Origin of the sequence: Posidoniimonas polymericola (assembly GCF_007859935.1) — a bacterium.
Classification (GTDB): Bacteria; Planctomycetota; Planctomycetia; order Pirellulales; family Lacipirellulaceae; genus Posidoniimonas; species Posidoniimonas polymericola.
Map to the genome: position 1 here is coordinate 688,613 of NZ_SJPO01000002.1, position 13,853 is coordinate 702,465.

At 68.5% G+C, this 13,853-nt stretch carries 7 protein-coding genes; 2 read left to right on the plus strand and 5 right to left on the minus strand.

The genetic code is table 11. The features are described from left to right. Positions 1-38: 38 nt before the first annotated feature. Complete coding sequence (locus Pla123a_RS06540; protein ID WP_146585060.1) at positions 39-1,760, minus strand: tetratricopeptide repeat protein; 1,722 nt, start codon at positions 1,758-1,760, stop codon at positions 39-41. A 223-nt stretch (positions 1,761-1,983) separates the two neighbouring features. Between Pla123a_RS06540 and ychF the strand changes: the two genes are divergently transcribed. Beyond that, positions 1,984-3,075, plus strand: coding sequence for a redox-regulated ATPase YchF (gene ychF, locus Pla123a_RS06545; RefSeq protein ID WP_146585062.1), 1,092 nt, complete (start codon positions 1,984-1,986; stop codon positions 3,073-3,075). A gap of 504 nt (positions 3,076-3,579) precedes the next feature. On the opposite strand, the gene Pla123a_RS06550 is transcribed toward ychF, so the two are convergent. From Pla123a_RS06550 to Pla123a_RS24490, 3 genes are all read right to left on the minus strand, one after another. Next, positions 3,580-4,446, minus strand: coding sequence for a hypothetical protein (locus Pla123a_RS06550; protein ID WP_146585063.1), 867 nt, complete (start codon positions 4,444-4,446; stop codon positions 3,580-3,582). Between the two features lie 314 nt (positions 4,447-4,760). Further along, on the minus strand, positions 4,761-5,399 hold the full coding sequence (locus Pla123a_RS06555; RefSeq protein ID WP_146585065.1) for a cytochrome P460 family protein: 639 nt from the start codon (positions 5,397-5,399) through the stop codon (positions 4,761-4,763). Positions 5,400-5,508: 109 nt separating this feature from the next. After that, entirely contained in the window at positions 5,509-9,543 is a 4,035-nt protein-coding gene (locus Pla123a_RS24490) for a hypothetical protein (protein ID WP_197527740.1), read from the minus strand. 387 nt (positions 9,544-9,930) lie between these two features. Here Pla123a_RS24490 and Pla123a_RS06565 point away from each other — a divergent pair, with 387 nt between their 5' ends. After that, the gene (locus tag Pla123a_RS06565; protein ID WP_197527741.1) at positions 9,931-11,262 is read left to right on the plus strand and encodes an outer membrane protein assembly factor BamB family protein; all 1,332 of its coding nucleotides are present in this window, start codon (positions 9,931-9,933) and stop codon (positions 11,260-11,262) included. Between the two features lie 41 nt (positions 11,263-11,303). On the opposite strand, the gene Pla123a_RS06570 is transcribed toward Pla123a_RS06565, so the two are convergent. After that, positions 11,304-13,691, minus strand: coding sequence for a multiheme c-type cytochrome (locus tag Pla123a_RS06570; RefSeq protein ID WP_146585069.1), 2,388 nt, complete (start codon positions 13,689-13,691; stop codon positions 11,304-11,306). Positions 13,692-13,853: the final 162 nt, after the last annotated feature.

The following is a 13,853-nucleotide window of genomic DNA, read 5'->3' on the forward strand; positions in this document are numbered from 1 at the left end:
CGACCAACCGCGCGGGTTCGCTGGTGGTCACCGCCTGGCTAGAAGTCGAGCGACCGCGCCGGGGCGGGGGCGTCTTCCTCGCTGGGCATGTCGCCGGGGTCTTCGGTCAGCGGGTCGAGGTCCTCTTCCTGCTGCAGTTCGCGCCACGGCTTGCCGGCCATGTAGCTGGCGAGCTCCTTGCTGAGCTCCTCGGTCATTGGGTTGGGGCCGGCCTCCTCGGACATCTGCACCGCCTTGGTCGACCACTCGATGGCGGTCTCAAAGTCGCCGGTTTCGGAGTAGGCCGCGGCCAGCGTGCTGAGGATGTGCGGGGCCTTGTAGTCGGTCAGCTCGCACGCCTGCTTGGCGAGCTCTACGGCGCGCTCGCCGTTGCGGAGCTCGTCGAACGGGCTGGTGGCCAGGGTCCAGGCGTAGTTGTTCAGCAGTCCGGAGTCGTCCGGGTTCTGCTCGTACGCCTTGGCGAAGTCGGCGATCGCCTCGGGGTGCTTGCCGACCGAGAGGTACATGTCGCCGCGGAGCCGCAGCGCCACCTGGTTGTCCGGCGCGACGTCGAGCACCTTGGTGAGCTCCTCGATGGCGCGGGTCGGCTGCTGGTTGTCCATGTAGTGGGCGGCGAGCTGCAGGTGCACCTCCGGCTGCTCGGGGAGCGCCTCGGCGAGCTTCTCGAGCACGGCGAGCGCCTCGTCGTGGCGTTCGAGGCCTTCGAGCAGCTGCGCGCGGATCATCAGCCCCTGGACCAGGCCGGGGCGGAGCTCGAGCAGCTCGTCGACCGCCGCCAGGGCGTCGTCGAGCCGCTCGGCCTTGATCAGCAGGTTGACCTTCAGCAGCCGGGCCCCGGCGCTGTCTGGTTTCAGCTCGATCGCCTTGTCGATCTGGGCGAGCGCCTTCTCGGGGTCGCCCATCTTCTCGAACAGCTGGCTGCGGAGCTGGTAGGAGGTGATGTCCTCGGGCGCAAGCTCGGCCGCCTTGTCGAAGCTCTCCATCGCCTCGTCGAGCTTCTCCTCGGAGATCAGCAGCAACGCCTTGAGCTGGAAGATGGAGGGGTTCTCGGCGTCGATCTCAATCGCCTTCTCGACGTCGGCCAACGCGTCTTCGGTCCGGTCGGCCGCCTGCAGTTGGCGGGCGCGGAGCACCAGGTACTCCACCTTTTTTGGCTCGAGCTCGACCGCCTTGTCGAGGTCGGCGATGCGGTCGTTCTGGTCGCTGCGCGTCACGCCGCGCAACGCGTACGCCTGGGCGCGCTTCTCGGGCTCGACCTCGGGGGCGTCGATCACGCGGGTGAGGGCGTCGCGGGCGGCGGTCGGGTCGCCCAGCGGGCGGGGCATCGACTGCAGCCGGCCGAGCAGCAGCCAGGCGTCGGTCTGGTTGGGGTTGAGGGTGACGATCCGCCGCAGGTCGTTGACCGCCATCATCCGCAGCTGCAGCCACTGGGGGTTCCGCCGCGGGTCGCCCGAGGCCTGCTTCAGCAGCACGCCGCTGAGCGACGACGCCCGCTGCAGCAGCGAGCCGACCAGCATCTCCTTGGCGAAGTCGGCGTTCTCTTCGTCCAGGCCCTTGTCGGTGGCCGAGTCGAGCAGCTCGATCACCTTGTTGAGCTCGCTGAGGTCCGTGGCGTTGATCTTCAGCTCGATCGCCTGGTCCAGGTCGGCTTGGCCGGGGCTGGAGGGGGCCTGTTCGTCCTGGGCGAGGGCGACGGGCGTGGCGACGAGCGCCAGCAGCAGGTTCAGCGAGAATGCGAGCGCAGCGGTCCGGGTGGCCATGCCGCGGCTCCTTTCTCCGAAGCGAAGCTTCGGCAGGTTGGGGTAGTTGGTAGGTTGCGAGAACTCATTATTACGGTCTGCGGGTCGACCGACTACGGCATTTTTTAACCGCCGCCGCCTGCCCAGCTTGCCACGCGCCGCTTACGTGCCCCGGGCCGGTGTTCTAGAATCCCGGACTTACTCGCCACTCCCCCTCCCCACGACCCGAGGAAGCAAACCCACGATGGAAGCCGGAATTGTCGGGCTGCCGAACGTCGGCAAGAGCACCCTGTTCAACGCGCTGACGGCCGCCGGCATCGCGAGCGAAAACTACCCGTTCTGCACGATCGAGCCCAATGTCGGCGCGGTCGCCGTGCCCGACCCGCGGCTCGACACTATCCAGGGCTTCATCAAGACCCAGAAGGTGATCCCGGCCATCCTGCAGCTGGTCGACATCGCCGGCATCGTGCGGGGGGCGTCCGAGGGCGAGGGCCTGGGCAACAAGTTCCTGACGCACATCCGCAATGTCGACGCCATCGTGCACGTGGTCCGCTGCTTCGAGGACGGCGACATTATCCACGTCGACGGCTCGGTCGACCCGATCCGCGACATCGAGACCATCGACACCGAGCTGATGCTGGCGGACATGCAGTCGGTCGAGCAGATGGCCGACAAGGCGAAACGGACCGCCCGCACCGGCGACAAGGACGCCAAACGCCGCGTCGCGCTCCTGGAGAAGTGCAAGGAGCTGCTGGACGACGGCAAGCCGGTCCGCGGGCTGCAGCTCGACGACCCGGCCGACCGCAAGGAGTTCGCCATGCTCCAGCTGCTGACCGCCAAGCGGGTGCTGTACGTGGCCAACGTCGAGGAGGACGACCTGGCCGGCGAGGGCCCGCTGGTCCAGAAGGTCCGCGACCGGGCCGCCGCGGAGGGGGGCGAGGTCGTGGCGGTCTGCGCCCGGCTGGAGTCGGAACTGATCGAGCTCGACCCCGAAGACCGGGCCGAGATGCTCGAGAGCGTCGGCCTCAAGGAGCCGGCGCTGGCGGTGCTAGCGCGGGGCATCTACACGCTGCTCGGCCTGCAGAGCTACTTCACCGCCGGGGAGAAAGAGGTCCGGGCCTGGACAATCCCCGAAGGGGCAACTGCCCCCCAGGGAGCGGGCGTAATCCACACCGATTTCGAGCGGGGGTTCATCCGGGCGGAGGTCTACGCCCTGTCCGATCTAGAGGAGTACAAGAGCGAGAAAGCGATCCGTGAGGCCGGCAAGCTGCGGGTCGAAGGGAAGGAATACGTGCTAAAAGACGGCGATATCTGCCATTTTCTGTTCAATGTGTAGCGTCGGGACCAGTAGTTTCGGCGTCCGGAGAGGTTGGTCCAACAGCGTCGCCCGCTTGCCTGGGCAATTCGCTTCGGGTTATAATCCGCGATTCCGCCGCCCGCTGGGGCGTCGGCAGTCCACACAATCGCGGCCCCGCAGGGCCGCCCGCGAGTTCTGGGAGCTGTTAGTTGGGTACGAAGAAATCAGGCAAGGGTCGTCGGAAGCAGGGCCGCAAGAAGCGTCGCATGCGGGCCAAGATCCGCCACCGCAAGAAGTAGTCTGGCGCCTTGGGCGTCGTGGCTCTCGTGCGCAATCGACTAGCTGCGATAATTCCCGCTCAGCCCACGGCGTCCGCCGTGGGTCGGTGGGGACGCAGGTTCCGCAGCAACTTCTCGAGGTCAATCTCTGCAAGCCAATCTCTGTGATTGGTGGCTCTGCAAGTCGACAAGGCATATGCCCCGTGGACGTCGCCACGGGCTGCCCGTTGGCATTGGCGTAGGCGGCTCGCTGCAGCCGCGTGTTCTACTCGGTCAGGGCCGCTTCGTTGTCGAGCGGCTCTTCGCTGCAGCAGCACTCGCAATCGGCGTCCCGTGTCGGCTTCGCCACGACGTGCCGGGCCAGCCGCAGCTCGATCGGCGTGCGGGTGCTGTTCCAGACCTTGCGTTGTTTAACGAACAGCCACTTCTTTTCCCCCCGCCCGACGCACTCGACCTGCAGCTCGCCGCCGGTCCACTCGGCCGGTGCGACAAACGTGACGGTCAGTTCGTGCTCCCCTTCGAGCGTGGTCTGCGACGACTGCCGCAGCTTGAAGTACACCCCCTGGCGGCGGTTTACGGCGCCGCTCACCAGCACCGCCTGCTTCGGGGCGAGCCGCGTTTCCGTGACGGTCGACGTGGTGTGGGTCGAGCGGCCGGTCGTGACCGACGGCGTCAGGTGGGCCGTGCCACCGGCGATCGGCAGCGCCCCGCCGAGCGACGCGTCGAGCCCCTCGCGGCGCTCCTCGGTCCGCTTGACCTCGTAGTCCTTGGCCTGCTCGCTGGCGAGCTGCGTGTTGGGCGCGAAGTCGTGCACCCGCAGGCCGGCCTCGGCGCCGTCGATCTCGATGATCACCTCGCGGACCCGCCGGACCTCGCCGCGGAGCACGACCACCGACACCGGCACGCGAACCTCCAGCAGCCGGTCGCCCGGCAGGGCAGGGCGGTAGTCGGCCGGCGTGACGTCGCGGCAGGTGAGCGCCGCGGGGACGTCGAACTCCAGCACCGGGAGCTCGCCCCCCAGGCCGATGATGTCGCTGCCGCGTGCGTCGGTCGACAGCAGCGCCAGCGTGAGCAGCACAATCAGCCCATTGGCCGCCAGCTGCAGTTTGGTAACTCGTGTGCCCGCGTGCATCGTGTGTCCTCCGTTCCCGTGAAACGCCTCCAAGCGAAAGGACGCCAGAACATGATCTGGCGTTCGGTGCGGGATCTCTGTTACGCGGCGGCTTGAGCGAATGTTCGCAGAAGACGATTGGGCGGCGTGCTAGCAGCGGGCCAGTGCCTTTCCCATCTCAACCATGAGGCAGTGCGCGGGTGGTCCGGCGAAAAACGGGGACAGGCACGCCGCGGCGGCGCGCGGCGTGGTTTGTTGCTCTGCCAACGCGGCGAGCCAGTCCCCGTTTTTCGCCTCGCGTTCTGGGTTTAGCAAGTTTCGCTGCGTCTTAGGGGCTACTGGCTATTGCTCAGCGGTGGCTTGTCCCAACCACCAAACACGCAGTCGCGATCGGCGGCGTTGTCGTGGCAGGAGATGCACGACGCGATCTTGCCTTGCTCCAGGCCGTTCGAATCTTCCCTGTAGAAGTACTCCCAGTCGCCGTGAAGCGGGTTGTAGCCGGGGACTCGTTTAATCATCCCGCCAACCCCGCCGTGCGTGTGAGCCTCTGTCCAGGGGTCGTGCGTTGTGTCCTGGTAAGGCATGCCTTGCTTCTCCTTTACGATAATCGAGCCGACAGGATACGGTGCTTGCTGACCCCGGAAGTGATTCGCGGCGGAGTCGTTCATGTAGACCTTGATCGCCGTGTGCGCATGTGGGCCGGAACGCCCCCTTGCCTGTGCGGCATGGTAGTCGTTCACGCCGACGCAAAGTGCAGACAGTTCCGCGTTGACTACCGCCGGCTCGGCAGTCATCAGGTTCATGGTCTCGTAGCCGCTCGCTGCTGCTTCGACTGAAATCGAGTCGGTAGGGGGCGTGGAGTTTGGCCCGGCTGGGTTATCGTACCGGTCCGCGCTACACCCGGCGACTGTCATCGCCAGCGCCGAAAGGCAAATGGCTGTGGAAACCAACCGCGGATCGAAGGAATGATTCATTTACGTTTTGCGAGAAGGCTTGGAATCTCATGCCAAAGCACAAGAGCCATTGCACGCTGAGACGCTCAGCACCTGCAGATAGTTCCCGCGACTCTCGCACGGGAGGCCCCTAAGCGTCGGCTTCGTCCGATAGCTGTCGCTGCAGTTCTTCCCAGCTGAGCTGCGCCTGCTCGAGGCGGCGCCACGACTCATCCTGGGCGCTGTTGTTGCGGCGTTGCTGGCGGACCTCGCTCACCTCGCGCTCGATGGCGTGGATCCAGTCGGGCACGTCCAGGCCGGCGCCGCACGGTTCTTGCATCAGGCTCTCGATCTCGTCCTCCATGACGGCGAAGATCGGGTTGGCCTCCTCGCCGTGGTCGGCCATCGCCTGCATGGCGGGACGGGCCAGGCCGCGGAGGCGGTCGATGGTCAGCGGCCGGACGAACCGCTCGGCGATCCGCTCGGCGATGCTCGGCAGCCGCATGCCGTACGACTCGCACAGCGCGGCCAGCTTGCGGAGCTGGGCGTCGGCCTCCTCGGCGGTCCGCTCGGCCACCGCGCGGCGCCACAGCTCGGCCGCGGCGGGCCGGTCCTGGCGGACCAGGATCTTGTGCGCCAGGAACACCGGCTTGAGGTTCCAAGCGATCCGGTCGTAGCCGTTCCGCAGCCGGATGAAGTCGACAAACGCGTACAGCAGCTCGCCGCTGTCCGACTGCGTAGTGGTGGAGTTGTAGTCGCGGTACTCGCGGTAGTTCTCAACCACCGCCTCGATGGCGAGCGTCAGCAGCCGGTTGGCGTCGTCGCGGGGGAGCACGTTGCCCAGCTCGTCGACGATCCGCAGCTCGTGGTCCTCGTCCTCATCCTCCAGGTTCGACAACCAGACGCTGGCGCCCTGGTGGAGGATGGCCCGCAGGTTGGCCAGGCTGAGGAACCGCTGGTTGAACAGGTCGCCGCCGTACCGCTGGACGAACTCCACGAAGCGGGTCCACATCCGCGGCTCGCTCAGCTTCTCGACCACGCTCAGCCGCACGGTGCGGCTGTGGCGGAGCCAGCGGGCGAGCTGCGACTCGGTCAGGTCCTGCAGCGCCTGGACCAGCAGCATGTCGGACGTGCGGGTAGGGCCCGCAGCGGCGGGCTCGGCGTCGTCCCAGCGGTCGGCCGACGCCACCAGGCACCGCACCACCGCCTGGTAGCCGTTCTCGAACAGGCGGTCGTACTCGGTCACGGCGCCCGAGCCAACCGGGTGCTCGATCTCCATGTGCTGCGCGACGTCCAAGAGCTGGCAGGTCTCGCGGACCAGGCCGAGCCGCGGCAGCCAGCCGAGCAGGTCGAAGATCAGCTGGTGCAGCGCGCGGGCCTTGACGATGCGGCCCGGCGCGCCGCCCTTGCCGAGCGGCACGTACAGCAGCTCCTGCTTGAGCAGCGAGTCGCAGAAGTCGCTCCAGTGCTCGCGCACGCCGGGGACGTCGCGGGCGAGCACGGCCCGCAGCAGCGCGATGGTGCGGGCGATGTCGGACGACGCGGGGTCGGCGTCGCCGTGGCCGGCGGCGGCGCGGAGCAGGCGGCCGGCGTCGGACATCTCGACGCAGGTGGTGATGATCTGCTCGAGCAGGGCGTCCTTGATGACGCGGCGGCGGTCGTACTCGACAAGCGACTCGTGCGTGCCGCGGGGCGCGGGGATGCGGTGGGTGTGCACGGCCTCGAGCAGCTCGGTCAGCTGGGCGTAGCGGGAGGTCGCCTCGTGCTCCCAGGCGGCCATCCGCTCGCGGCGGTCCTCGGGCTCCTTGTCGGGCCCGTCGCCGAGCGGCCCCCACGCGACCGCCGTGTGCTTCCACAGCCGGGCGACCGTGATCAGGAAGTGGAGCCGCTCGCCGAGGCGCTCGGCCTCTTCCTCGAGCTCGTAGTGGGTGTCGAGTTCGCTGGGGTCGTAGATCGACGAGTCGCCGCCGTCGTCCGCGCTGTCGCGGAAGGTGACGTCGTCGTACGCGGCGCTGAACAGGTTGTCGAGCTCGTCCTCGTCGTCTTCTTCGTCGAAGTCGTCGTCGAGGCCGTCGTCGCTGTCGCCCCCCTCGAGCTCGTCCAGCAGGTCGTCGTCGAGCAGGTCGTCGTCGAATTCGTCCCAGTCCTCGCCGAGCTCAAACCGCGGGACGTGCCAGGCCTGCTCGGCGCTGGCCTCGAGGTGCTCGAAGAACTTGACGACCAGCGGCCACTGGGGCTCGCCGTCGTTCCGCTCGCGGCTCTCGACCAGGCGGAGCCACCTCTGCACGAGTGGGTGGAACGAGGCGTCGCCGTCCTCGAGCGGCGTCCGCTCGCACTGGCTTACCCACTGCATCATCAGCGCCCGGGAGGACACGAGGTCGTCCTTGTCGAGCAGGGCCTCGATGACGAGCTGGAACGCCTTGGGGGTGTCGAACTGTTCGACGAACATCCGCCAGAAGCCGACGTCGCCGGCGGCGGCGCCCGCCTTGTGCCACGCGTTCAGGGCCCCGGCGACCAGGTTGGTCGAGACCTCGATCTCCTTGCCGACCAGGCGGCGGACGTCGCCCACGGACGACGAGCCGAACTGGTCCCACCAATCGGCCAGGCGGGTGAGGGTCTCGCTGAAGACGTCCTCGAGCCGCGAGTCGTCGACCGCGGCGGCCTCGGTCCAGGCCCGGGAGCAGAGGTCCAGCACCTGCTCGACCAGCCTAATCAGCTCGTCGACGCGGTAGTCGTGCACCGTGTTCTCGAGCGCCGGGAACAGGCTGTAGTTGCCGCTGAAGCCGATGATCGCCCACGGGTCGACCAGCGCGCCGCACTCGATGCCGCGGTGCAGCAGGTCCTCGATCTCCTCCAGCTGCCGGGCGACCGCGTCGAGCTGCCGCTTGTCGACGTCGTGGTGCCCGTCGGTCAGGCGGCAGTAGATGCGGCTGAGCATCCGCGCCGAGGCGACCCGCACCGTGCGGGCCTGGCGATCGGCCGCCTCGGGGTAGCCCATCCGGGCGAACAGCTGCGCCAGGTGGACGTGCTGCAGCTGCGCTGCGCGGCGGCGCGCCAGTTCCTGGTTGAGGTGCTGGCGGGCGCCGGCGAACGGCTGACGCAACCGCCGGGCCTCGGAGCGGAGCCGCTCGCCGAGTTCCCCCTCGGCCCGCTCGAGCAGCTCGATGTAGAACCGGTCGCGGTAGGCGGCGATGTGCGGCATCAGGTTCGAGAGCGTCACCTCCGAGCCGTGGCAGTTGGGCGAGTTGCCCGTCGTGCCCGACGCCATCAGCATGGTGCCGGCCAGCACGGCGGCCGCCTCGAAGGTCAGCTCCGCGCGGCTCGGTCCGTCGCCGGGCGAGCCCGCGGGCCGGGCGTCGCGTTCGATCCGGCTCAAGAGCGCGTCGAGCGCGATCGGCTGCAGGATAAACCGCCGGTAGTAGCCGCGGTTGTCGATGCGGTCGGGGTCCCACTGGCCGAAGTGGTAGTTGGGACGCTTGTTAACCGGGTGGTCGAAGTCGTACGCCCGCGGGTCCATCGCCAGCTCCTCGATCAGGTCGAGGTCGAACCAGGCGTCGCGGAGCAGTCCGGGGTCGGACTGATCGAGGATAGCGAGGGTCTGCTCGATCAGCTCCTGGTACGGCCCCGAAGAGGCTCCGACGCCGGGGAGCCAGAGCGGGATCGGGCGGACCCACTCGTGCCGGTAGGGGGCGTGCCTCTCTTCCGACTCGAGGGTGACCACCGGGCGGTAGCCGATGTAGTTGTCGAGCTGGTCGCGGGCGGCGGCGACAATCCGCTCGGTCTGGTCCCAGGGCGGGCCCTGGGCGAGGACTGCCTCGATGACACGGGCGAGGAAAAACGGCCGCCACAGCTCGCGCTGGCTGCGGTGCCACACCAGGTCGCGGTGGAACTCGCGGTACGCGGTGCGGAAATCGACCGCGGCGATCCGCAGGGCGGCCTCGGCCTGCGTGACGTCCGAGAACGCGGGGTCGGTCTGGCTGAGCTGGCGCGTGGCCGCCTGGATTTGGGCGAGGAGCGTGTCGAGCGGCTCGGCGTCGGGGTGGTCGCGCTCGGCGGCGGCGAACAGCGCGTTGACGTTGCGGAGGAACCCCGGGTCCGATGCTCCCTCGGAGAAGTTCAGGTAGCCGACGACCTCGCGGAGCGTGCCGGCACAAGCGGGGTCGGGCTGCGGCGCTTCGCTTGGCATCGATTGCCTGGGAGGGAACAGGCCGGCGGTTGAGCGAGCGGCCGCCCTGTGATGGGCTTGGGGATGCCGGCTCCCCACGTGGCCGAGGGGTTGCGGGTGGGGCCCTCGTGGCCGCCACCGGAGTCCGCTCATGTTACGTGATGCCGTCCGGCGGGGTCTAGCGGGCCCCCCCTCGCCGGAACGCCCGTCAAACGCGGAAAATCCCGCGCTTTCGTCGGTCGGGGGCCCGAAACGTTTTGTGCGTCGGCCGCCGTGGCTGGTTACAATGAAGGTTGCTCCAACTTGGGGCCGCCGCCCGCCAGGCGCACGCTCCTGGCAGTGCCCAACCGCATCCTCCTGCCAGCTAGCAACTCAATGGCTTTGCACCCTCGTCTGATATCCCGCGCCGTGCTGCGTGCTGTTCTCGTCCTCACCGCCGGTGTGGCGTTGGCCGGGGTCGCCGCAGCGGGCGACCTGATCACCAACGCCCAGGCCCGGCGGCAAGGCCTGGTGCGCGAGTGGTTCTCCCAGGCCCGCGTCGACCCGGCCCGCAGCCACGTCGAGAACGTAGCGCTCAAGGGCGACCGGTTGTACGTGCTGACCTCGGCGGGCGCCCTGCAATCGTTTGACGCCGGGACGGGCGAGCTGATGTGGTCGTCGCAGGTCGGCAACCCGGCGTACCCGAGCATGGGTCCTGTCGCGACGCCCACCCATGTGGCTGTGGTCAACGGCGGCGAGGTCTACGTGCTGGACCGAGAGAACGGCAATATCGTCTTGGAGCGTACGACCGCGAGCGGCATCGCCGCGGCGCCGGCCATCTCGTCGGGTTACGTGTACGTGCCGCAGTTCAGCGGCCGAGTAGACGCCTTCCCGATTGGCGAGAGCCTGCCGGTGCCCTGGTACTTCACCTCGGCGGGGCGGATCTTCGAAGACGCGGTGTCGAGCGCGAAGAGCATTGTCTGGTCGACCGACCGCGGTCACCTGTACGTGGCCGACCCGGACGCCGGCAGCGTGCGGTTCCGTTTCGAGTCGACCCAGCCGATTGTGGCCCCGGCCTCGATGCAGCAGGGGGCCATCTTCGCCGCCTCGCTCGACGGCTACGTCTACTCGCTCAACGAGGTGAACGGCTCGCAGAACTGGCGCTACGCCTGCGGCGCGCCGGTCACCAAGTCGCCCATCGCCCTGGGCGAAACGCTGATGGTGGTCTCGGACGAACCGGCGCTGCACTGCCTCGACGCCGAGACCGGTCGGGTCAAGTGGATCTCCAAGGGGGTCAGCCAGTTTGTCAGCGCCAGCCCCAACCGCATCTACGGCCTGGACCGGATCGGCAACATGGTCGTGCTGGACGCCGAGCACGGGACGATCCGCAGCCGCGCCGCGATCGCGGGGATCTACCACGCCGTGCTCAACGAGCAGACCGACCGCCTGTTCCTGTTTACCGACAACGGCCTGCTGCAGTGCCTGCACGAAGTCGGGCTCGACGAGCCCGTCATGCACGCCACGAAGGTGGTTGATCCCGACGCCGCAGAACAGCCCGCCGACAAGGCGGACGAGGCGGTCGAAGACGAGCCGATGGCCGATGAGCCAGCCGACGAGCCCATGCCCGAGGACGAGCCCGAGACGCCCGACCCGTTCGGCGGCGGGGGAATCGACCCGTTTCGCGGCGGTGGCGAGAGCGACCCGTTCGGCGGTGGCGGCGGCGACCCGTTTGGCGGCGGGGGCGACGACCCATTCAACTAGGGCACGGGTTGCTTACGGGCGTTCCCCAAAGTGGCGCCCGCCTACCGGTCTGCTTCCGCGTCTGGCGTGGCGTCGGTGGTCTGTGACGGGGCGTCCGTTGCGGGCGGGGGCTGCTCGTCAGTCGGGGCTTGTTCCGCAGTGTCGTCCCGGTCGTCGGTAGGCTGATCCCTGCTGGGTTGCCCGCGGTCGGGTTGCTCGCGGGTGGCAGCCTCGATCGCCCGTCGGGCCTGAATCATCCGTTGCAGGATCCCCTTGGCGTCGGGGCTCTCGCGGTTGAGCGCCTCGAGCTTGCGGAGCGACGCCACGGCCTCGTCGAAGCGGCGTGGGTCGCCCGTCGTCTGGTAGAGCCGTTCCAACGCGAGCGACATCATCAGCCGGAAGCGGTATTCGTTCGGCGCCAGCTCGCACGCCTGATAGAACGCGTCGGTCGCCCCCGAGTAGTCGCCCGTCACGACCCGCGAGCGGCCGAGCTCGTACCACAGGCTGGCATTGGTTGGTGCGAGCTTGGTGTCCCGCTCGAGCAATGGGGTCTCTTCGGTGTAGAGCCGCTGGATGTCGGCCGGGTCGCCGCCCGTGTTGGAGAGCACCTCGGCCAGGTACCGCCGCGGGCCCGCCAGGTACGGCTCGAGCCGCATCGCGATGCGGTACTCCTTGGCGGCGGTGGTGAGGTCGCCCTGGGCGCGGGCCAGCTCGGCCAGGTTGTTGTGGGCTGCGGCCCGCTCGATGTGCAGGTTCTGCTCCTGGCGGTACTCCTCGAGCCCCGCCTTGCGGTCGATGAACTGCTGGCTGGTGAACGCGTCGTCCGGCAGCGGGGCGAGCCGGCGGGCGGCTTCGATCCGCACCGAGCGGACCGGGTCGGTAAGCATCGGGGCGAAGGTCTCGACCATGCCGGCGACCCCTTCGGGGTTCGACGCCCGCACGCCCGACAGCCGCACCAGCGGGTCGAAGTCCTTCAGCGCCCGCTGACGCACGACCTCGGCCTGCAGGCCGTTGTACTGCGTCATCAGCTCGACCGCGGTCGCCTTGACGATGGCGGGCGTGGTCTCGCGGTCGTAGACCGCTTTGAGCAGCTCCTCGCCCTCGGGCTGCCCGGCGCGGCCGGCGGCCATGGCGTGCGCCCAGTGCGGGTCGTCGCGGCGGGTGGGGCCGTACCACTTCTCGACCGCGTCGGCCGCCCACTGGGCGTTCTCGAACGGCTCGGTGTGGCACTTGTTGCAGGCGTTGGGCGTGCCGAGCTCGACCGACAAGTCGGGCCGCGGGATGCGGATGCTGTGGTCCCGCCGCGGGTCGACCACCATGTAGATAGTCTCTGGCATGTGGCACTCGACGCAGCTCGCCCCGGGCGTGTCCGATTTGTGGTGGTGGTGGGCCGGCGTGTCGTACTGGGCCGGCACGTGGCACTGAGCGCACAGGGCGTTGCCGTCGAACTTGAGCTTGAGCGAGTGGGGGTTGTGGCAGTCCGTGCAGCGGACGTTCTTCGCGTGCATCTTGCTCTGCAGGAACGAGCCGTACACGTACACCTCGTCCTGGATCTGCCCGTCGGCGTGGTACAGACCTTCGTACAGCGGGGTCGGCTCGTAGTGGTTCATGAAGTTGGGGCCGGGCCGGAAGCCGGCGTGCACCTCGAGCCGACGCGAGTGGCACTTGGCGCAGGTCTGGATCTGCGGCTCGGAGTCGAGCGACTTGAGCTTCGCCAGACCGTAGCCGTGCGTGCGGTCCCAGAACAGCGAGTTGCGGCCCGCCAGCTCGATGTGCAGGCTGCCGGGCCCGTGGCACTCCTCGCAGCTGACGTCGATCTCGTCGTAGGTGGTGTGGTAGGTGTCGGTCGCCAGGTCGTAGTTCTTCTGGAGGTTGGTGGAGTGGCACTCGGCGCAGGTGGTGTTCCAGTTCTGCGCGACGCCGGTCCAGTGCAGCGGGTCGTCGGGCGGGAGGCGCTCGTCCGTGACGTCGGGCGGGTAGACGTAGAACCACTCCTTCTTGAGCGTGTCCCACGAGACCCGCAGCACCTGCACGCGGCCGTCGGGGAACTCGACCATGTACTGCTGCAGCGGCGTGAGGCCGAACGTGTACTTGATCTCGTAGTCGTGGTTCTCGCCGTCGGGGCCCTCGGTGTTGACCATGTAGCGGTCGCCGTCGCGGAAGAACCGCGTCGTGACGCCCCGCCGCTCGTAGACGGCGTCGGTGAAGTCGCCGAGCACGGCCTCGTCGGTGGCCAGCTCCATCGCCCGGTCGTGGTGGCTGCCAAGCCAGTCGTCGTGCTCGGCCTGGTGGCACTCGACGCACGACTGCCGGCCGACGAAGGTCGCCTTGGCGAGGGCGTCGGGCGGGGCCGCGCGCCGCCAGTCGGCCCACACCCCAGCGCCAATCAGCAGGAGCAGCACAACCACCAGGATCGGCCAGCGTCGGAGTAGAGAGGTCTGGCCGGGCATAGGCAGCGAAAAGGGGGACGCGTGGTTGGGAGTCGGGGGAACCCTCTATTCTAGGTTCTTGCCGCCGCCGCGTCACCGGCGGGCAAGGGCGTTCTTGGCGGGGGGCGTGGTGCGCCTTAGATTGAAACCCTCCGCTTACCGCAGTCTCATACTCACCGCCGC